Here is a 19079-nt window from a genome sequence, read left to right on the forward strand (position 1 = left end):
AACGGTGTCAGACCAGCCGGTCGGCGATCGTGGACTCCGCCAGCTGCGACAAACCCTCGCGGACGTGGCGCGCCCACATCGCGCCGATGCCCTCGACGGACTGCAGGTCGGTGGCACTGGCGGCCAGCAGCCCCTGCAGTGAACCGAAGCGCCGCACCAGAATATCGACGTGGGCGAACTGCAGACGTGGGATGCCGGCCATCGCCCGGTAGCCCCGCGCGCTGAGCGCCGAATCCTGCGCCTCGGTCGTCGAGGGATAACCGAACACCCGCGACAGCGCGGTGAAGTCCAGCAGCTCGGTGTCCGACAGCGCGTCCAGCTCGGCCAGCGTCGAGGCCACCTGAGCTTTGGACGGCGCGTCGGGATTGGCGTGATAGTCGCGCACGATCAGCTCGCGGGCGGTGTCGTTGCCGCCGAGCAACTCCTCGAGCTGTAGCCGCAGCTGTCGGCCGTCAGTGCCGAGTTCGACTGCATCAGAATCGATTTCGAGCCCAATGCGGCGAACCATCTCCAGCCGCTGGACTACTGTCATGACATCGCGCAGGGTGACGAAGTCTTCGATCTCGGCAGTCGACAGCTGCCGGGACACCTCGTCGAGGCGGGCCTTGTAGCGTTCCAGCGTCGCGATCGCCTGGTTGGCCCGCGACAGGATGGTGGCCGAGTCGGCGACGACGTGACGTTCCCCGGACACGTAGACGGTCACGATGCTCATCGAGTGGCTCACCGAGATCACCGGATAGCCGGTCTGGATGGCGGCGCGCTCGGCCGAGCGGTGCCGCGTTCCCGATTCGTCGGTGGGGATCGTCGGGTCGGGCACCAATTGCACGTTGGCGCGCACGATGCGGCTGCCGTCGGTGGACAACACGACGGCGCCGTCCATCTTGGACAGCTCGCGAAGTCGGGTCGGTGCGAAGCGCACGTCCAGGGAGAACCCGCCGTCACAGATCGTCTCGACCCGCTCGTCGTAACCCAGCAGGATCAGCGCGCCCGTGCGGCCGCGCAGGATGCGCTCCAGGCCGTCGCGCAGGGCAGTGCCCGGTGCCAGCCGCCCGATGGTGTCGCGCAGCGTGGCGGGCGCCGGCTGCGTCGAGCCGTTCGTGCGGTTGACGGTGCTCACAGCCACTTATTGTCCACGTCGTCGACGTCGTTACTCGACCCGTCCCGCCTGAGCTGCGTCACGACGTTGTCGTAGGGCCGTTTGGCGATCGTCAGCATGGAGCGCAGCGCGTCCCCGATGGTGGCCGATTCGATGGCTTTGAAGCCCTTGGGCACCGTTCCGCAGCCGACCGGCACCAGGGCCTCGGTGAAGCCCAGGCGGGCCGCTTCGGCCAGCCTGCGGTCCATACCGGTGACCCGCCGCAGATCTCCTGCCAGACCGACCTCGCCGATCACCACGGTCGAGGCGGGCAGCGGCAGGTCGGCGTAGGCCGACGCTATCGCCATCGCCACCGCCAGATCCGACGAGGGATCCATCAGCCGCATCCCACCGACGGTGGACAGGTAGATGTCGGTGGTGCTCACCTTGAGATTGGCGCGGCGCTCGAGCACCGCGGCGATCATCGCCGCGCGGGAACTGTCCACGCCGCTGACCGCGCGCCGCTGCGGCGCGTTCTCCGGGCGGTAGGCCAGCAGGGCCTGGACCTCGCCGATCAGCGGCCGCTTACCGTCCAGAGCCACCGTGACCGCGGTGCCGGGAACCGGGTTCGGCCGGTCGTCGAGGAACAATCCCGACGGATCGGAGACGCCTTGAATCCCGTTGTCTTGCAACAGGAAACACCCGACTTCATCAGAGGCGCCGAAGCGGTTCTTGACGCCGCGCACCATCCGGAGAGTCGAGTTGCGGTCGCCCTCGAAGTGCAGGACCACGTCCACCAGGTGTTCCAGCGAACGGGGGCCGGCGATCGCGCCGTCTTTGGTGACGTGCCCGACGAGCACCAGGGCCACGCCGCTGGACTTGGCCGTGGCGGTCAGCGCCGTCGTCACCGCGCGCACCTGAGTCACCCCGCCCACCACGCCGTCGGTGTCACCGGCCGTCATCGTCTGCACCGAATCGACCACCACCAGGCTGGGCTGCACGGCCTCGATGTGGCCGAGCACGGTGTTGACGTCCGTCTCGGCGGCCAGGAACACCTCGTCGTGGGTACACCCGGTGCGCCCGGCGCGCATCCGGATCTGACCCGCTGACTCCTCGCCGGAGACATACAGCGCTCGCCGCCCGGATTGTGCCCACCGGTGCACCACCTCGAGCAGCAGGGTGGACTTGCCGACGCCGGGATCACCGGCCAGCAGGCTGACCGATCCGGGCACCACGCCACCGCCCAGCACGCGGTCGAGCTCGTCAACGCCGGTGGGGAAGTGGCGGGTGCGGTCGGGGTTGATGGAACTGATCGGCACGGCGGGCGAGGACGGCACCACCGCCCGGTGGGCTGAGCCGCCCGCGGCCGGGCCGGCGACCTCGTCGACGGTGCCCCAGGTGCCGCATTCCGGGCAGCGGCCGACCCATTTGGCCATCACATGGCGGCACTCTGAACAGCGATATTGCGAACGTGCCTTGGCCACGCCGTGACCGTATCGGGTGGGTGTGACAGATCGGCGGATTAACCGCCCGTGTCAGTCGAGCTAGTGGTGTCCGCCGACCGGGTCGCCGTCCTGGCGCGCCGCGCCGCCGGCCGAGATCGGCACCGCGATGGTGGCCTGGCCGGACTTGTCGAATTCGAACGTGAAGGGGTAGGTCAGGCCGTTGGTGATCGGCTGGCTGAGCGTGACCTCGGCCTTGGTCGGCTGCGCGCTGCCCAGTGCGGCGGCCTCGGGCTGGCCGTCGGCGGTGCCGACGATCAGCGAAGTGCCCGCCGGGATGGCGGTGGTGCCGGTGAGGGCAACCGTACCCACGTCGGTGCTGACGCTGACCAGCTTGTCGTTGGTGTCCGGAGACGTGTTTGCCGCCACGAAGATCAGCTCGACGGTCTGACCGGGTTTGAGGGCATCACCAGACTGCACTGCCTGAATGTGGACGTTCCGCAGGGCCATGTTCCCGGCATTGCCGGTGGCGCCGTTGACGGCCGATTCCTGATCCGCCGTCTGTGAGATCTGTCCCGCTCCGCAGCCCGTCAGAATCAAGCCGCAGGCGGCCAGGCCAGCGGATGCGGCCACGAGGCGATTCGTCAAGCGGTTCACAACAGTCTCCTGCTCGGCCTGTGTGGACGGCACCGACGCGCCGCCGCGGTTCGACTATGCACAGTAGTAGGTAGCGCGGCGCGGCGGTAGCTGAGGGTTCATGGCGGTGTCACGGAAGTTCGCAACCCGGGTCAGGGCGGGGTGTGCTGGGAGCCGTTGAAGGCCTGCGTGTTGCACGCTTTCGACACCCTGTCAACCCCCACTCTTCACCTATGATGCCCCTGACCTGCACCGTTGTTCCACACGCTGTCGGCCCCCGTGCTAACATTGCTTTGTGAAAGGGGCTCGAAACTGATGATTTTCAAGGTCGGAGACACCGTTGTCTATCCACACCACGGTGCTGCATTGATCGAAGCGATCGAAACCCGGACCATCAAAGGCGAACAGAAGGAATATCTCGTCTTGAAGGTCGCCCAGGGAGACCTGACCGTTCGAGTTCCAGCGGAAAACGCCGAATACGTCGGCGTCCGGGACGTTGTCGGGCAGGAGGGCCTGGACAAGGTGTTCCAGGTTCTGCGTGCCCCGCACACCGAAGAGCCGACCAACTGGTCGCGCCGCTACAAGGCCAACCTCGAGAAGCTGGCGTCCGGCGACGTCAACAAGGTCGCCGAGGTCGTTCGTGACCTGTGGCGCCGGGACCAGGAACGCGGTCTTTCCGCTGGCGAGAAGCGCATGCTGGCCAAGGCTCGGCAGATCCTCGTCGGCGAGCTGGCCCTCGCTGAGAACACCGACGACGAGAAGGCCACGATCATTCTCGACGAGGCGCTTGCCGCCGCGTCCTGACTGCCCCGAGGGGTTCAGTGACGGACACGGTAGCGGTCGTCACGGCCGCCGGTTCCGGTGAACGGCTGGGTGCGGGCATCCCGAAGGCTTTTGTAGATCTCGCTGGTCGCACCATGCTCGAACGCGCCGTCGACGGGTTACTCGCGTCCGGCGTCGTCGATCGGGTGGTGGTCGCCGCGCCCGCCGACCGGGTCGTAGAAGCGAAACTGTTGCTCGACGACCGCGCCACGGTCGTCGAGGGCGGTTTGGAGCGTCCCGAAACCGTCCGCCGCGCGCTGGGGGCGATCGGGGAGCCGGAATTCGTGCTCGTGCACGACGCCGCCCGGCCCCTGACGCCGATCGAGCAGATCCAACGGGTGGTCGCCGCCCTGCGCGACGGACTGCGTGCGGTCATCCCGGTGCTGCCGGTCACCGACACCATCAAGGCCGTCGACTCGAACGGGGTGGTGCTGGGTACCCCTGAACGATCCGGCTTGCGCGCCGTCCAAACGCCGCAGGGCTTCGAGACCGCGCTACTGCGCCGGGCCTACGAACGTGGCGGCGGCGTCGCCGTCACCGATGACGCGTCGCTCGTGGAGTACCTGGGCACCCCGGTGCACACCGTCGACGGCGACTCCATGGCCTTCAAGATCACCACGCCGCTGGATCTGCGGCTGGCGCTGGCGGTGTTGGACGCATGATGATCCCCCGCGTCGGGCTGGGCACCGATGTCCACCCGATCGAGGCAGGCCGGCCGTGCTGGCTGCTGGGCCTGCTGTTCGACGGCGCCGACGGATGCTCCGGGCACTCCGACGGCGACGTCGCCGTGCACGCCCTGTGCGACGCCCTGCTATCCGCTGCCGGGCTCGGCGATCTGGGGACCGTGTTCGGGGTGGACCAGCCGCAGTGGCGCGGTGTGACCGGCGCCCAGATGCTCGCCCACGTCCGCGGTCTGCTGGCCGAGGCGGACTACACCGTGGGCAATGCGACCGTCCAGGTCATCGCCAACCGCCCGAAGGTGGGGCCGCGCAGGCAGGAGGCCCAAAGGGTGCTCTCCGAGCTGCTGGGCGCGCCGGTATCGGTCTCCGCGACCACCACTGACGGTCTCGGGCTGACCGGTCGTGGCGAGGGAATGGCAGCCATCGCGACCGCTCTGGTGGTCGCCGGATCAGCCTCGGTGCCGAATAACCCCGAATAGGCCGGTAAGCTGGCGCGTCGTGACCTCAACCGGCCTGCGGCTGCACGACACCTACACCGGTGCCGTACGCGAATTCGTGCCGCTGCGTCCCGGCCACGCCTCGATCTACCTGTGCGGCGCGACCGTGCAGGGCTTGCCCCATATCGGCCATGTCCGCAGCGGTGTCGCCTTCGACGTGCTGCGCCGGTGGCTGATGGCCAAGGGGTTCGACGTCGCGTTCATCCGCAACGTCACCGACATCGACGACAAGATCCTCACGAAGGCCGCTGATGCCGGCCGCCCGTGGTGGGAATGGGCGGCGACCCACGAGCGGGAGTTCAGCGCGGCCTATGACGCGCTCGGCGTGCTGCCGCCGTCGGCCGAGCCTCGCGCGACCGGGCACATCACCCAGATCGTCGATCTCATCGAGCGCTTGGTGGACAACGGTCATGCCTACACCGGCGACGGCGACGTCTATTTCAATGTGCTGAGCTTCCCGGAGTACGGCAAGCTCTCCGGGCACAAGATCGACGACGTGCACCAGGGTGAAGGTGCGGGTACCGGTAAGCGCGACCAGCGGGACTTCACCCTGTGGAAGGGCGCCAAGCCCGGTGAGCCGTCGTGGCCCACCCCGTGGGGGCGCGGCCGGCCGGGCTGGCACTCCGAATGTGTGGCAATGGCCCACGAGTATCTCGGTGCTTCTTTCGATATCCATTGCGGTGGAATGGATCTGGTGTTCCCACATCATGAGAACGAGATCGCTCAGGCGCGCGCGGCCGGCGACGGCTTCGCCCAGTACTGGCTGCACAACGGCTGGGTCACCATGGGCGGGGAGAAGATGAGCAAGTCGCTGGGCAACGTTCTGGCGATTCCCGCTGTGTTGCAAAGGGTTCGGCCCGCGGAGCTGCGCTACTACCTGGGTAGCGCGCACTACCGGTCGATGCTGGAGTTCTCCGAGACCGCCCTGCAGGACGCGGTGAAGGCCTACACGGGTATCGAGGAATTCCTGCACCGGGTGCGCACCCGGGTCGGCGCCGTGGTGCCGGGTACCTGGACCGAGAAGTTCGCCGCCGCGCTCGACGACGATCTGGCGGTGCCCGCCGCGCTGGCCGAGGTCCACGCCACTCGGGCCGACGGCAACCGGGCGCTGGACTCCGGTGACCACGAGACCGCCTTGGCCAAAGCCGGCGACATCCGGTCCATGATGGGCATTCTCGGCTGCGACCCGCTCGACGAGCGCTGGGAGATGCGCGACGAGACGTCGGCGGCGCTCGGCGCGGTGGATGTGCTGGTTCGCGCCGAGCTCAACCGCCGCGACGAGGCTCGCCAGAGTCGAGACTGGGCGCTGGCAGACGAGATCCGCGACCGGCTCAAGGAGGCGGGCATCGAGGTCACCGATACCTCCGACGGCCCGCAGTGGGCGCTACGCGACGAAGGCGGCAAGTAGATGGCCGGAAACTCCAAGCGCCGCGGTGCAATTCGCAAGGAAGGCACCAAGAAGGGCCCGACCGTCGGCTCCGGCGGCCAGCGCAGGCGAGGGCTCGAGGGACGCGGCGCCACTCCACCGGCGCACCAGCGCACCGGCCATCCCGCGGCCAGGCGGGCCGCCGCAGCCGCAAAGCAGACGCAACGGCGAACCTCCAAGCCCACCGACGAGACCGAAATGGTCTTGGGCCGTAACCCCGTGCTGGAATGCCTGCGGGCGAACGCGCCGGCGACGGCGTTGTACGTGGCGCTGGGTGCCGAAGCCGACGAGCGGATGACCGAGTCGGTGACGCTGGCCGCCGATCGCGGTATCGCGATCCTCGAAGTGCCGCGCACCGATCTGGACCGGTTGAGCTCCAACGGTTTACATCAGGGCATCGCCCTGCAGGTGCCGCCGTACGACTACGCGCACCCCGACGATCTGCTGGCCTCGGCCACGTCTGACGTCGAGCCGGCTCTGCTGGTCGCGCTGGACAACATCTCCGACCCGCGCAATCTGGGTGCGATCATCCGGTCGGTGGCGGCCTTCGCCGGTCACGGTGTGCTGATCCCGCAGCGGCGCTCGGCGTCGGTGACGGCCGTCGCGTGGCGCACCAGTGCCGGTGCGGCGGCACGTGTTCGAGTCGCAAGGGCCACGAACCTCAACCGCACGCTCAAGGAATGGGCCGACGCCGGTCTGCAGGTGGTCGGACTCGATGCCGAGGGCGACACGACGATCGACGAGTTCGACGCATCCGGACCCTTGGTGGTCGTCGTCGGCTCGGAAGGCAAGGGGCTCTCGCGCCTCGTGCGACAGAACTGCGATGCGGTGCTGTCGATTCCGATGGCCGGACCGACCGAGTCACTGAACGCGTCGGTGGCCGCCGGCGTCGTGCTCGCCGAAATCGCCCGTCAGCGCCGCCGCTAGCTCACACAACTCGCAGCGCGGCGCCGCGCCGGATGAATTCAAGTAGTCCCGAGATGCATTCAAGTGTTCCATTACTCACTGGATGCGCCCTCGTGGCGTGGACGCTGCTTGTGGTTGGAGCCGACGACAGGGGGCAGCGATGAAAATGTCCGTCATGATGGGTGTGGTGACGGTAGCCGGGGTGGTGGCGGCGCCGTCGGCGGCACACGCCACACCCCCAGCGCAGACACCGGTCGACCTGGCTGGTGTTCGGCTGGCGTCGGTCAGCTTCGCGCTGCCCGCGTCGCCGGCATGTGTCCTCGACCTGACGTGCGGCGGTGACAACCGCAGCCTCAGCGCGAGCACGCCCACCCCGACCGCGTTGGCGGCCGCAGCAGTCTCGCCGGCCGACACCCTCAACACGCTGGTGTTGGTCGTCACGCTCGGGGCCGTGGGTAACGGCCAGGACGCCACCACTCCCGGACGGAACGGCGGCAACGGCGGCTGGCTGATCGGCAACGGCGGTGACGGCGCCGTGGGCGCCACCGGCCAGAAAGGCGGAAACGGCGGCCGCGGCGGTCTGTTGATCGGCAATGGCGGCAAAGGCGGCGACGGCGGTGTCGGGGTCGACCGCATCGTCGCAGTCGATGGTGTCGGAGCCGTGGGAGGTACCGGCGGTGCGGGTGGCAACGGTGGCAGTGGCGGTCTGTTGATCGGCAACGGCGGGAGAGGTGGCGCTGGCGGCATGGGCGGCAAAGGTGCCGACGGTGTGGTCGGTGCCACAAGTGAACCGTACGGTGGCACCGGTGGCACCGGTGGTTATGGGGGCGTCGGCGGCCAAGGTGGCACTGGCGGTAAGGCCGGATCGCTCATCGGTGCCGGCGGGGCCGGCGGTATTGGCGGTGCAGGCGGTACCGGGGGCCGGGGCGGCACCGGCGGTTACGGCTCGTCGGTCGGCAACGGCGGCGACGGCGGAGGCGGCGGTAAGGCCGGGAAGGGTGGCACCGGCGGAACGGGTTCCGCGCTCGGCGGCGACGGTAAAGACGGCACCGACGGCGACGGTGGCACTGGTGGCGCCGGCGGCGACGCCGCCACCGGCGGCAATGGTTACGGCGGCGACGGCGGTTACGGCGGCGACGGGGGTAGCAGCGGAAACGGCAATGGCGGTCATGGTGGCCGGGGCGGCAATGGCTCCACCGGCGGCACCACCGGCGGACGTGGCGGCCACGGTGGCGACGGCGGCCAGAGCGACACCGGCACCGGCGGTATCGGTGGTGACGGCGGCAACGGCGGCAACAGCGCCCGCGGCGATAACATCACGATCGGCGGATGGAGCCAAGGTGGGTACGGTGGCCGCGGCGGCCGAAGCAACACCGGCGACGGCGGCGTCGGTGGCCGTGGCGGTAGCGGCGGCTATGCAACCGACGGATCCGGTGTCACCGCGCCCGGTGGCCCCGGTGGCCAGGGTGGATACTCGGGTGCCATCGCGGGTCAGGACGGTGGCGCACCGAATGGTTCGGTCGGCGGCTACGGCGGCGCAGGCGCCTCCGGAACTCCCTCCGCGCAGGCAAATTCCGCTCGTCGCCCGTAGCTGGGTATCCCTGGGGTTAAACGATCTGAAAGCCGGCCCACAACGCGACTGTGGCGGCCACAACGCACGCCGGTACGGTCAGCATGCCCAGCCAGGTGAACTCGCGCACACTGGTCGATTCACCCTGCCCGTGAAGAATTCGGCGCCACAACAGATTTGAGAGCGACCCGGCATAGGTCAGGTTGGGCCCGATGTTCACCCCGATCAACACCGCCAGCACTGCGGCCGGGCCGCCGCCGGCTACCAGCGGAAGCAGCACCAGTACGGCGGGCAGATTGTTGACGACGTTGGACAGCAGCGCCGCCAGCGCCGCGATCCCGAGCAATGCGGGCAACCCGCCGTCCCTGGGCAGCAGATCGGCGGCGAAATGGTCGAGCCCGTTGACCATGACCGCCTTGACGACGACCGCCAGCGCCAGTACGAACACCAGGAACGGGATGTGCAGCGAGCGCGTGATACCGCCAATCGTGCTGCGCCGCTGGGCCAATGACCGCACTCCGAGTACCACCGCGCCGGCCAGCGCCGCCCATGCCGGCGACAGGCCGGCGAACGAGGTCACCGCGAACCCGACCAGGGTCAGGCCGAGTACCACGAGAACGAACACCGGCTTCTCGGCAGCGGGCGGTGGGGTATCGGCCGGTACGTCGGCGAGGTCGCGGCGGAACACCAATCGCAGCAACAGGTACTCGACGGCCACCGTCGCCAGCCACGGCGCGGCCATCAACCCGCTGAACCGGGTGAACGTCAGCCCGGCGGCGCTGAACGCCAGCAGGTTGGTCAGGTTGGACACCGGTAGCAGCAATGACGCCGAATTGGCCAGGTGCGCAGTGGCATACAGGTGCGGGCGGGCCGGCACCCGCATCGCCCGCACCGTGGCCAGCACCACCGGGGTCAGCAGCACGACGGTGGCGTCCAGGCTCAGGATCGCCGTCGTGGCCGCCGCGATCAGGAACACCTGGCCGAGCAGCCGTCGCGGCTGCCCGCCGCTGCCCCGCGCCATCCACGTGCCCGCGGCGTGGAACAGTCCCTCGTCGTCGCACAGGCTCGCCAGCACCAGCACCGCGGCCAGGAACCCGACCACCGGGAGCATCCGGGTCACTTCGGCACTCGCGTCGGCAGTGGACACCGCCCCGACCCCGATGACGACCGCAGCGGCGGGCACCGCGACCCACGCTTCTGACCAGCCCGCGGGCCGGGCGATGGCAAAGACCAGTACGACCGCCAGCGCGACCAGGGAAACGATCAGCACGAGACGATCAGGTCCACGGGTCGGCGCGTTGCCACACCGTCGGCAGGTGGAGGCCGACGCCGTCACGTTCGGCCAGCATCGACAGCGTCTGCATCGACACGTCGAGGTCGTCGCCCGCGTACGGCAGCGCGACCATCGGCTCGGTGAGCGGACGGAAGAAGTCGTCCCAGTGAATCAGCACCACCTGCTGTGCACCGACGGCACCGACCGTCTGCTCCCAATACCGCTCGATGTAGTCCCGCGGCTGGACGCCGAGCTGACCGATACCGAGATAGGCGACCTCGGCGCGTTGGCCGTCGAGAGCGCCGGGCAGAAAGCCTGCGCTGCCCTGGATCAGCAGCCGCCGATCGCTGGGGGTGTGGTGGATCAGCGTGGACCACGCCTCACCGCAGCGGAACGCCGACGCCTTCGCCGGCGGCGCGACCGGCGCGGTGATCGGGCCCGGGAAGCGGTCCGGGGGACAGTGGTGCGATTCGATCAGCGTGACCTTGAACGGCCCAAGGGTCAGCTCTTCCCCCGAGGCGGCGACGACGATCTGATCCGACGCAAGGCCATGTCCGCGAGCGATATTGGCGGCTGACTCGCCACCGATCAACCGCGCGCCGGTGCGGGCGGCGACGATCGGCGAATCCATGGCGTGGTCGTAGTGGGTGTGCACGGGCAGCACCGCGGCCAACCGATTGATCTTGGCCCGGTTCAGGCAGTAGTCGATGCGGGAGTCCGACGGCGTCAGCCGGCGCAACCCGACGTCGAGCAGTGTCGGGCGGGAGAAGAAGCCGTCGGTCAGGAGCGCTGAGCTGCCGTCGTCCACCAGAATCGTCGAGACGCCGAGGAAGGTGATCGACAGTGGACCGTCCGGGTCGGCATCGGGCAGGTCGAAACGGTTGCGGTAGTTGGCGATATCGGGCCGGCCGAGTTTGAGTCGCATCAGACGAACGCCGCCAGTTCGACGCCGTCGCGCAGCAGTCGTTCGCGGACCGCGGTGGCGATGTTCGTCGCGCCCGGTGAATCACCGTGTACGCAAACCGATTCCACACGCACCTCGATCACGGATCCGTCGACGGCCACCACCTGCCCGTCCCGCACCATCCGGGTCACCCGCTCGGCGATCTGCTCGGGGTCATGCAGCACCGCCCCTTCTTCGCGGCGGGAGACCAACGTTCCGTCCGGCCGGTAGGCGCGGTCGGCGAATACCTCGGAAACCGTGCGGAGTCCGAGTCGCTGCGCCTCATCGAAGAACACCGAACCGGCCAGGTTGAGCACCGGCAGAGAAGGGTCGACGGCGTGCACCGCTTCGGCAACCGCGCGGGCCTGCTCGCGGTGGCTGACGATCGTGTTGTACAGCGCACCATGGGGTTTGACATAGCTGACGTCGGATCCGGCGGCGCGGGCCAGGGCCTGCAGCGCGCCGATCTGATAGATCACCTCGGCGGTCAGCTCGGCCGGCGCGACGTCGATGAAGCGGCGGCCGAACCCGGCGAGGTCGCGGTAGCTCACCTGTGCACCGATACGCACAGCGCGCTCGGCAGCGGCTCGGGTCGTGTGCGCCAGCCCGGCCGGGTCCCCGGCGTGGAAGCCGCAGGCCACGTTGGCGCTGGTGACGATGTCGAGCATGGCGGCGTCGTCACCGAGCTCCCAGACTCCGAAACCTTCGCCCAGGTCTGCGTTCAAATCCACCGACGCCACGAGCTCTAGCCTAGGCTGCGGCGGGGTCCACCTGGCGTCGACTGATCGCCCAGCACACCAGATAGATCACGAACGAGATCGTCGTGACGAACACCGACACCGGGACACCGGGTGCCAGTGAGAGCACGATGCCGAGCACCGCCGTCACCTCAGCGAAGACCACCGACGCCGCGATGACGGCGGCCGGTGAGCTGAACACCCGCGCTGCCGCGGCGGCCGGGGTGATGAGCAGCGACATCACCAGTAGCGCGCCCACGATCTGCACACCCTGCGCGGCCACCACACCGACCAGGGCCGCGAACACGATGCCCAGTGCCCGCACCGGAACACCGCGTGCGGCAGCCACTTCCGGGTCGGCGGTGGCGAACAGCAGTGGTCGATAGCTGACGGCCAGCACACCGACCACCAACACCGTCACCGCCACCAACAGCGCAAGCCCCGAATAGCCGACGCCGACGATCTGACCCGTCAGCAGCGCGAAGCTGGTGCCGGCCCGGCCCGGATACAGGTGGATGAACAGCACCGCCAGGCCCAGCCCGAAGGCCAGCACGACACCGATCGCCGAATCACGCTCGCGGGCCCGCTGACCGAGGATGCCGAACAGGACGGCGGCCATCGCGCTGCCGACCAGTGCGCCGAGCCCGACGTTGAAACCGGCCAGCAGCGCGAACGCCGCACCGGTGAGCGACAGCTCGCTGGAACCGTGGACGGCGAACGACATCTGGCGCATGACGATGAAGGGCCCGATCAGCCCGGCCACCAGCGCCAGCAGCGCGGCCGCGACCAAAGCCTGCTGCACGAACCCCCGGCCCAGCAGATCGGCGGTGATGTCGAAGGAGAACAGGTGGTCCAGCAGGTGCGAGAAGCGGTCATTCATGGGTGTGCCCGTGGGTATGGCCGGAGTGGTCCAGATGTTCGCCGACGACGACATAGCGATCGCCGACCTGTACCACCTGGATGTCGGCCTGGTAGAGCTCCGAGAGGGTCTCCGATGTCATCACCTCGGCGACCGTGCCGATCCGGAACCGGCCGTTGACCAGGTACAGCACCCGGTCGACATAGGGCACCACCGGATTGATCTCGTGCGTCACGAACATCACCGCGGTGCCGGTCTGGCGCCGCCGGTCGATCAGCTGGGCCACCAGCCGGGCGCTGGCCGGATCGAGGTTGAGCAGGGGTTCGTCGCACAGCAGCAACGTCGGATCGCTGGCCAACGCCTGGGCGATACGCACCCGCTGTAACTCACCGCCCGACATCACCCCGACCGGAACACTCGCCAGCTCGCGGGCACGCACCTGGGCCAGCGCCCGCTCGACGACCTGGTGGCGGTGCTGGCGTTCCGTGCGGCGCAGCGGCGCGATGCCCCAGTGGTGGCCGTCGAGGCCCAGGCGCACGAGGTCACGGCCGCGCAGGCTCAGCCCACGGTCCACCGAGCGGTGCTGGGGCACGTAACCGATCCGGTCACTGCCCGCCTCGATCGGCCGGCCCTCGATGGTGGCGGTGCCCGCACTGAGCGGCAACTGCCCGAGCAGCACCTTGAACAGCGACGTCTTACCGGTGCCGTTGGGGCCGAGGATGGCGATGAACTCTCCAGGGGCCACCTTCAGGTCGAGGTGGTCCCACAGCACCCGGTCTCCGAAGGCCAGCCGGGCACCCGACAAGCAGACGATCTCGGCACCCACAAGCAGTGATTATCGGTTCTGCTGTAGTGCGGCGGACAACCGGTCGGCGGTATCGCGCTGCCAGGCCACGTAGTCCTTGCCCGCGGGCAGCGTCTCGGTGACGCTGACGACGGGGATTCCGGCGCTCTGGGCGGCGGCCTGGACCTGCTTGGTCACCTCGGTCACGGTCTGCTCGTTGAACACCACGGCCGCCACCTGGCGGCTCTTGATGAGGTCCAGCATGGCGGCCACGTCGACGGGGGCGGGGTCGGTGTCCTGCTCCACGGCGCTGGCGAATCCGGCGGGTGTCTTGTCCGTCAGGCCGGCGGCCACCAGCAGGTAGTGGGCGACGGGTTCGGTGGCGACGACGGCCGCGCCCGGATGGCTGGTGCGGATCGCCGTCTCGGTCTGGGCGATGGCATCGACATTGCGGTCGAAGGTTTCGGCGTTGGCCTTGTAGTCGGCAGCGTGCGCCGGGTCGTCCGAGGCCAGCTTGTCGGCGATCTTGGCGGCGACGGCCTTGGCCGTGTTCAAGTCGTAGAAGACGTGCTCGTTGGCCGGCTGCGACTCGCCGGGCGGCGCCTGAAGCAGCGAGAACGCGTCGACCGAGGCCACCCCGGGATGGCTGGACAAGACGTCGTCGACCCAGTGGTCGTAGCCGCCGCCGTTGAAGACGACCAGTGACGCGTCGGCGATCGCCGCAGCATTGGCGGGGCTGGCCTCGAAGGAGTGCGGGTCGGCCGAGGCGCTGGTGATGATCGAGGTCACCTTGGCGTGGTCGCCGGCGACGGCCTGCGCGACGCTGCCCCAGACGTCGGTGGAAGCCACCACGGTCGGGGTCTGGTCCTGCGCACTGCCCGGTGACTTGTCGCCGCCGCACGCGGTGAGCCCCGCCGTCAGCGCCAGCATCGACACACCGATGACCGTCCGGATCGCCGCAGTGCGCACGATCTCTCCTCTCCGTCTTAGGTCAACCTAATACAAATGAAAACCGTTTCCAATAACTCTATGCCATCGGTACCTGTCGAACGCAAGTCCATGCGCTAGCCTCACGGAGCATGTCCAGAAGTCCCACGCCGCGGCGGCGTGCGACCCTGGCCTCACTCGCCGCCGAGCTCAAGGTGTCGCGGACCACGATCTCCAACGCCTACAACCGCCCCGACCAGTTGTCGGCCGATTTGCGGGAGCGGGTGCTCGCCACCGCGAAACGGCTGGGGTACGCCGGCCCGGATCCGGTGGCCCGCTCGCTGCGCACGCGCAAGGCCGGCGCCGTCGGCCTGGTGATCACCGAGCCGCTGACCTACGCGTTCAGCGATCCGGCCGCGTTGAATTTCGTTGCTGGACTTGCCGAATCGTGTGAGGAGGCCGGCCAGGGCCTGCTGCTGGTGGCCGTCGGCCCGGACCGAAGTCTTTCGGACGGAACGAATTCGGTCTTGGGCGCGGGCGTGGACGGCTTCGTGGTGTACGCAGCCTCCGACGACGACCCGTATCTGCAGACGGTGCTGCAGCGCCACGTGCCGGTGGTCGTGGTCGACCAGCCGAAGGACGTGCCCGGCGCATCGCGGGTCTGCATCGACGACCGCGGCGCCACAAGGGAACTCGCCGAATACGTCATCGGTCTGGGCCACCACGAGATCGGTCTTCTGACGATGCGGCTGGGTACCGAACGACGGGTCGGAGATCAGACCGCCGGCGTGGTGAGTGCGGAACGTTTGGACAGCTCGAACTTTCACGTCCAGAGCGAGCGGATCGGCGGGGTGCGCGACGCGATGACCGCCGCCGGGCTGGATCCGGAATCCCTGACGATCGTCGAAAGCTACGAGCACCTGCCGGCCTCCGGAGCGGTGGCCGCCGAGCTTGCGTTGCAGACCAACCCGCGGATCACCGCACTGATGTGCACCGCCGACGTGCTCGCCATCTCGGCGATGGATTACCTACGCGCGCATGGTATTTACGTGCCAGGAAAGATGACCGTCACCGGATTCGACGGGATTCCCGAGGCGCTGAGCCGGGGCCTGACGACGGTGTCGCAGAACAGTCTGGAGAAGGGCAAGCGCGCCGGCCGGCTGCTGCACAATCCGCCGCGCGACGGTCTGCCGGTGATCGATGTGCTGCCCACCGAATTGGTGCGGGGACGGACGGCAGGCCCGCCGGCCTAGTGCGGACCACCGGGGCCGCCGGTCCCGCCCGCGCCGCCGACCCCGCTCTTCTGCGCACTTCCGGCGCCCCCCGCAGTCGCGCCGCCCTGGCCCGCGCCACCGGCTCCACCCGCTCCACCGGGAGCGTTGCCCGTGCCGGTACCGGCGTTGCCGCCATCCCCGCCACGGCCGCCCGCGCCTCCGACGGCAGTCCCGGCATTTCCGGTACCGCCCTTGCCGCCCGCGCCGCCCTGGTTCGGATTGGAACCATCGCCGCCGGTACCGCCATGGCCGCCCGCCCCACCGTCGCCGCCAGTTTTCCCGCCACCGCCGTTTCCGCCGTCGCCGCCCGCATTCCCTTTGCCGCCGTCACCGGCAAAGCCGACGACGGTGCTCGTGCCGTCCCCGCCGTCGCCGCCGCTACCGCCGGCCCCGCCAGTACCTCCGGTTCCGTCGCTGCCGCCGTCGCCGCCGTCGCCGCCGCCACCTCCGAGGCCGCCGGTGAGACCACCAGACTTAGGGCCGGTGGACCCGGTGCCGCCGCCACCGCCGTCGCCGCCGTCGCCCCCGGTGCCAGTGAGGCTTCCGCCGCTACCGCCCTTGCCGCCCGTGCCACCGGCTCCGCCGGTACCACCGGTGCCATCGGCTTTCGTGCTGTCGGGTGTGCCGCCGTCGCCGCCCTTACCACCGGTACCACCGTGGCCGAACAATCCCGCCCCGTTGCCGCCCTCGCCCCCGGTGCCGCCGTTCCCGGCGGAAGTGGCACCACTACCGCCGTCACCACCCTTGCCGCCCGTCCCGCCGTCGCCGTCGAGACCCCAGGCGCCGGAAGTGCCCAGCGCGCCGGCATGTCCGCCCTCGCCCGCGTCACCGCCGTCACCGCCCCGGCCGCCGTTGCCGCCGTCGATCCCGAGTGCGGGCGTGCTGCCGCCGGTGCCGCCTTGGCCGCCGGTCCCGCCGGCACCGCCTTTGCCGCCGTTGCCAAACAGCGAGCCGCCGGCGCCGCCAGATCCCCCGTTTCCGCCGCGACCGCCCGCGTCACCGGTTCCCAACTTGCCATCTGCCTGAACAGAATTCGCGCCATCGGATCCGGTCCCGCCAGTGCCGCCCGCCCCACCGGCGCCACCATTGCCGATCAGCCCGGCCCGGCCGCCGTTTCCGCCGTCTTGACCGGGCGCACCGTCGGCACCGTCACCACCGTTTCCGATCAGCCAGCCGCCGTTGCGGCCGTCGGCGCCAGGAGTGGTTGCGTCGGCGCCATTGCCGATAGCGCCGAAGGTGATGGTCAGCAGCAGGGTGTCCCCGGCGCTGGCCGCGGCCATCGGGGTCGCGGACGCCGCGGAGGCGGTGGAGGTGGCGTGGCCGCAGGGCAGACCCGGCCAGCACGTCGGCGTGGCCGGCAACGGCACCCCGACCGAGGCCAGCCGCACCTGTGCTGTGGCGAGCCGCGGTGGCGCTGCCGAATCTGGGTGCAGCGGGAGCGTCCAGACAACTCCAGCTCCGACAATCATTGCGGCACAGCAGGTCACCCGGTTGCTCATGACATCCCCCGTCGGTCGGGGCAGATCCGGCGGATCGCCCGAAACCGATCGTCACGGACGACAGCGGGGATGGCTTAAGTAGAGCGATACTCCAATTGCGCGCGCGCCTGCAGCAGAACTGTCAGCGCGGTCGCAACATCGTCGGGGGAGTCCACCCGAAAGCGGGCCAGGGTCTCACCCGGACCCACTTTCACGCCGATATCGCCGTCGGCCAGCCGGCTGAACGCCTTCTCGTCGGTGACGTCGTCGCCGAAGAACACCACCGCGCTGGCGTCGCACGCCTGCCGCAGCTGGTCGAGCGCGGCGCCCTTGTCGGTGTCAATGACCGCAAACTCGCGGACCGCCTTGCCCTCGGTGACGTGAACATCCCAGTCCCGCACCGCATTCAGCGCTTCGTCGAGTGCCTGCTGAGCTTGGTCGGGGACCGTGTTGCGGACATGGAAGGCCACGCTGACCGGCTTGTTTTCGACAGTGGCCCCGGGATAGCGCTGGGTCAGTTCCGTCATCGTCCGTTCGAGTTCGGCGAGCAGAGCCTTGGCCGAACCGTCGATCGCGTCGAGGAAGTCGGCGTCGAACTCCGCGCCGTGACTGCCGACCAGATGGACATCGGCCAGGGCACCCGACAGCTCTCGCAGGGTGCTCAGCGCCCGCCCTGAGATCAGCGCAGCACTGGTATCCGGCAGGACCGCCAGCGCGGCAAGAGCCTCGGCGGCAGCCGGGATGGGGCGGGCATCGGGCGGGTTGGCCACGATCGGCGCGATGGTGCCGTCGAAATCCGAGGCCACCAACAACCGCGGGACGCGGGCGACGTGGCTCAGCGCGCGCTGCAGGTCTTCTCCGAACACGGGCACCGGAGTCTCAGGACTCGCCGTCGTCGCCGATCAGAAGGCGGACGGCAAGGTCGAGTCGTTTGCTGACGTCGGTTGCCGAGGCCCGGCGGGTCAGCCAGGCCAGCAGGTTCGACAGCCAGACATCGGAGATGACGCGGGCGATGTGGTACTGGTCCTCGGTCGGCTCTCCGTCGCTCATGGCGCGGGCGAACATGCTGTCGATGATCTTCTCGACGTGATCAACCTCACCGGCCGCCGAGGCGTCGGCGAACACATAGGCCCGCGTCATCGCCTCGGTCAGCAGCGGGTTGCGCTGCATGGCCCGGTTCAGCTTGCTGACCATGAAGTTCAGTCGCTGGAACGGCGAACCGCCGGCCACCACGGACCGGTCGGTCTTGGAATCGATGCGCTCGAACTCCCGGGCCAGCGCGGAAACCAGCAGGTGGACCTTGGACGGAAAGTAGCGGTACAGCGTGCCGACGGCCACGTCGGCGCGATCGGCGACCGCGCGCATTTGGACCGCCTCGTACCCGCCCTTGGAGGCGATGGCCATGGTGGCATCCAGGATGCGCTTACGGCGCTCACGCTGGGCTTCTGAGCCCAGCTCTGATTCGGCGAGAACTGACACCGGCATCACCTCGCGTGGCTGCGAGCCCGCACCGCCTGCCGAGGATTTCTGCACTGGCGATGACATGGGTTCGGTCAGCTCCTTCCAAGGGCCGTTTCTGGGGGAAACGATACGCATCGCTAGACTGCGTCGCGTATCTCTGCGTCCCCCAGGACAGCCGCGTGTCCTGCTGCGATGCTGGTCGACTTGACTGTTGATCGCTTGCACTATTAGAACACGTTCTAGTGGGCCTACGAGATTTTCAGCGGCCCCTCTTTGTGAAACCTAGGAG

18 protein-coding genes and 1 pseudogene are annotated in these 19079 nt (G+C 69.1%); 7 read left to right on the forward strand and 12 right to left on the reverse strand.

Annotation, left to right across the window (positions count from 1 at the left end; translation table 11 throughout):
- Nucleotides 1-7 precede the first annotated feature (7 nt).
- The 3 genes from disA to HPC46_RS13515 are packed head-to-tail and all read right to left on the reverse strand — an operon-like array spanning nt 8 to nt 3174.
- Nucleotides 8-1123 (reverse strand): DNA integrity scanning diadenylate cyclase DisA, encoded by a 1116-nt coding sequence (gene disA / locus HPC46_RS13505; protein ID WP_179470565.1) that lies wholly within the window; start codon nt 1121-1123, stop codon nt 8-10.
- Nucleotides 1114-2559 carry a DNA repair protein RadA gene (gene radA / locus HPC46_RS13510; protein ID WP_179470567.1) on the reverse strand — a complete coding sequence of 482 codons (1446 nt, stop codon included), beginning with the start codon at nt 2557-2559 and terminating at the stop codon, nt 1114-1116. The genes disA and radA overlap by 10 nt, the downstream gene beginning before the upstream one ends.
- Nucleotides 2560-2619: 60 nt before the next feature.
- Entirely contained in the window at nt 2620-3174 is a 555-nt protein-coding gene (locus tag HPC46_RS13515; protein ID WP_179470569.1) for a copper chaperone PCu(A)C domain-containing protein, read from the reverse strand.
- A 294-nt stretch (nt 3175-3468) separates the two neighbouring features.
- Between HPC46_RS13515 and carD the strand changes: the two genes are divergently transcribed.
- The 6 genes from carD to HPC46_RS13545 all read left to right on the forward strand — a co-directional run bounded on the left by carD (nt 3469) and on the right by HPC46_RS13545 (nt 9075).
- On the forward strand, nt 3469-3957 hold the full coding sequence (carD, locus tag HPC46_RS13520) for an RNA polymerase-binding transcription factor CarD (RefSeq protein WP_005138865.1): 489 nt from the start codon (nt 3469-3471) through the stop codon (nt 3955-3957).
- Nucleotides 3954-4637 carry a 2-C-methyl-D-erythritol 4-phosphate cytidylyltransferase gene (gene ispD / locus HPC46_RS13525; RefSeq protein WP_218894129.1) on the forward strand — a complete coding sequence of 228 codons (684 nt, stop codon included), beginning with the start codon at nt 3954-3956 and terminating at the stop codon, nt 4635-4637. Before carD ends, ispD begins: the two co-directional genes overlap by 4 nt.
- Nucleotides 4634-5134, forward strand: a complete 501-nt coding sequence (gene ispF / locus HPC46_RS13530) for a 2-C-methyl-D-erythritol 2,4-cyclodiphosphate synthase (RefSeq protein WP_179470573.1) — start codon at nt 4634-4636, stop codon at nt 5132-5134. The genes ispD and ispF overlap by 4 nt, the downstream gene beginning before the upstream one ends.
- 19 nt (nt 5135-5153) lie before the next feature.
- The gene (cysS, locus tag HPC46_RS13535) at nt 5154-6560 is read left to right on the forward strand and encodes a cysteine--tRNA ligase (RefSeq protein WP_179470575.1); all 1407 of its coding nucleotides are present in this window, start codon (nt 5154-5156) and stop codon (nt 6558-6560) included.
- Nucleotides 6561-7505, forward strand: a complete 945-nt coding sequence (rlmB, locus tag HPC46_RS13540) for a 23S rRNA (guanosine(2251)-2'-O)-methyltransferase RlmB (protein ID WP_179470577.1) — start codon at nt 6561-6563, stop codon at nt 7503-7505.
- 139 nt (nt 7506-7644) lie between these two features.
- On the forward strand, nt 7645-9075 hold the full coding sequence (locus tag HPC46_RS13545; protein WP_179470579.1) for a hypothetical protein: 1431 nt from the start codon (nt 7645-7647) through the stop codon (nt 9073-9075).
- Between the two features lie 16 nt (nt 9076-9091).
- Here HPC46_RS13545 and HPC46_RS13550 read toward each other — a convergent pair whose 3' ends face one another.
- From HPC46_RS13550 to HPC46_RS13575, 6 genes are read right to left on the reverse strand one after another with little or no spacing between them, the layout of a single operon-like run.
- On the reverse strand, nt 9092-10324 hold the full coding sequence (locus HPC46_RS13550) for an SLC13 family permease (RefSeq protein WP_407665500.1): 1233 nt from the start codon (nt 10322-10324) through the stop codon (nt 9092-9094).
- 7 nt (nt 10325-10331) lie between these two features.
- Nucleotides 10332-11252: an MBL fold metallo-hydrolase gene (locus tag HPC46_RS13555; protein ID WP_179470581.1), complete on the reverse strand. Its 921-nt coding sequence runs from the start codon at nt 11250-11252 to the stop codon at nt 10332-10334.
- Nucleotides 11252-12010: a LamB/YcsF family protein gene (locus HPC46_RS13560; RefSeq protein ID WP_179470582.1), complete on the reverse strand. Its 759-nt coding sequence runs from the start codon at nt 12008-12010 to the stop codon at nt 11252-11254. Before HPC46_RS13560 ends, HPC46_RS13555 begins: the two co-directional genes overlap by 1 nt.
- Before the next feature lie 10 nt (nt 12011-12020).
- Nucleotides 12021-12887 (reverse strand): metal ABC transporter permease, encoded by an 867-nt coding sequence (locus HPC46_RS13565; RefSeq protein ID WP_179470584.1) that lies wholly within the window; start codon nt 12885-12887, stop codon nt 12021-12023.
- Nucleotides 12880-13692, reverse strand: coding sequence for a metal ABC transporter ATP-binding protein (locus HPC46_RS13570; RefSeq protein ID WP_179470586.1), 813 nt, complete (start codon nt 13690-13692; stop codon nt 12880-12882). The genes HPC46_RS13565 and HPC46_RS13570 overlap by 8 nt, the downstream gene beginning before the upstream one ends.
- A gap of 9 nt (nt 13693-13701) precedes the next feature.
- Complete coding sequence (locus HPC46_RS13575) at nt 13702-14580, reverse strand: metal ABC transporter solute-binding protein, Zn/Mn family (protein ID WP_218894133.1); 879 nt, start codon at nt 14578-14580, stop codon at nt 13702-13704.
- Between the two features lie 149 nt (nt 14581-14729).
- Between HPC46_RS13575 and HPC46_RS13580 the strand changes: the two genes are divergently transcribed.
- Entirely contained in the window at nt 14730-15830 is a 1101-nt protein-coding gene (locus HPC46_RS13580; protein ID WP_179470590.1) for an Rv3575c family transcriptional regulator, read from the forward strand.
- Between the two features lie 5 nt (nt 15831-15835).
- Here HPC46_RS13580 and HPC46_RS13585 read toward each other — a convergent pair.
- The 3 genes and pseudogenes from HPC46_RS13585 to kstR all read right to left on the reverse strand — a co-directional run.
- Nucleotides 15836-17077: pseudogene (locus tag HPC46_RS13585) on the reverse strand (PGRS repeat-containing protein); the annotation flags it as partial.
- 347 nt (nt 17078-17424) lie between these two features.
- Nucleotides 17425-18201: a trehalose-phosphatase gene (otsB, locus tag HPC46_RS13590; protein WP_179470594.1), complete on the reverse strand. Its 777-nt coding sequence runs from the start codon at nt 18199-18201 to the stop codon at nt 17425-17427.
- 7 nt (nt 18202-18208) lie between these two features.
- Nucleotides 18209-18874, reverse strand: a complete 666-nt coding sequence (gene kstR / locus HPC46_RS13595) for a cholesterol catabolism transcriptional regulator KstR (protein ID WP_179470596.1) — start codon at nt 18872-18874, stop codon at nt 18209-18211.
- Between the last annotated feature and the right edge of the window lie 205 nt (nt 18875-19079).

This window comes from Mycolicibacterium vinylchloridicum, from assembly GCF_013404075.1.
Classification (GTDB): domain Bacteria; phylum Actinomycetota; class Actinomycetes; order Mycobacteriales; family Mycobacteriaceae; genus Mycobacterium; species Mycobacterium vinylchloridicum.

Excerpts from the sequence above, each read along its gene's own strand:
- carD (WP_005138865.1), top strand. The coding sequence starts at position 3,469 with ATGATTTTCAAGGTCGGAGACACCGTTGTCTATCCACACCACGGTGCT.
- ispF (WP_179470573.1), top strand. The coding sequence starts at position 4,634 with ATGATGATCCCCCGCGTCGGGCTGGGCACCGATGTCCACCCGATCGAG.
- rlmB (WP_179470577.1), top strand. The coding sequence starts at position 6,561 with ATGGCCGGAAACTCCAAGCGCCGCGGTGCAATTCGCAAGGAAGGCACC.
- HPC46_RS13545 (WP_179470579.1), top strand. The coding sequence starts at position 7,645 with ATGAAAATGTCCGTCATGATGGGTGTGGTGACGGTAGCCGGGGTGGTG.
- HPC46_RS13555 (WP_179470581.1), bottom strand. The coding sequence starts at position 11,252 with ATGCGACTCAAACTCGGCCGGCCCGATATCGCCAACTACCGCAACCGT.
- HPC46_RS13565 (WP_179470584.1), bottom strand. The coding sequence starts at position 12,887 with ATGAATGACCGCTTCTCGCACCTGCTGGACCACCTGTTCTCCTTCGAC.
- HPC46_RS13575 (WP_218894133.1), bottom strand. The coding sequence starts at position 14,580 with ATGCTGGCGCTGACGGCGGGGCTCACCGCGTGCGGCGGCGACAAGTCA.
- HPC46_RS13580 (WP_179470590.1), top strand. The coding sequence starts at position 14,730 with ATGTCCAGAAGTCCCACGCCGCGGCGGCGTGCGACCCTGGCCTCACTC.
- kstR (WP_179470596.1), bottom strand. The coding sequence starts at position 18,874 with ATGTCATCGCCAGTGCAGAAATCCTCGGCAGGCGGTGCGGGCTCGCAG.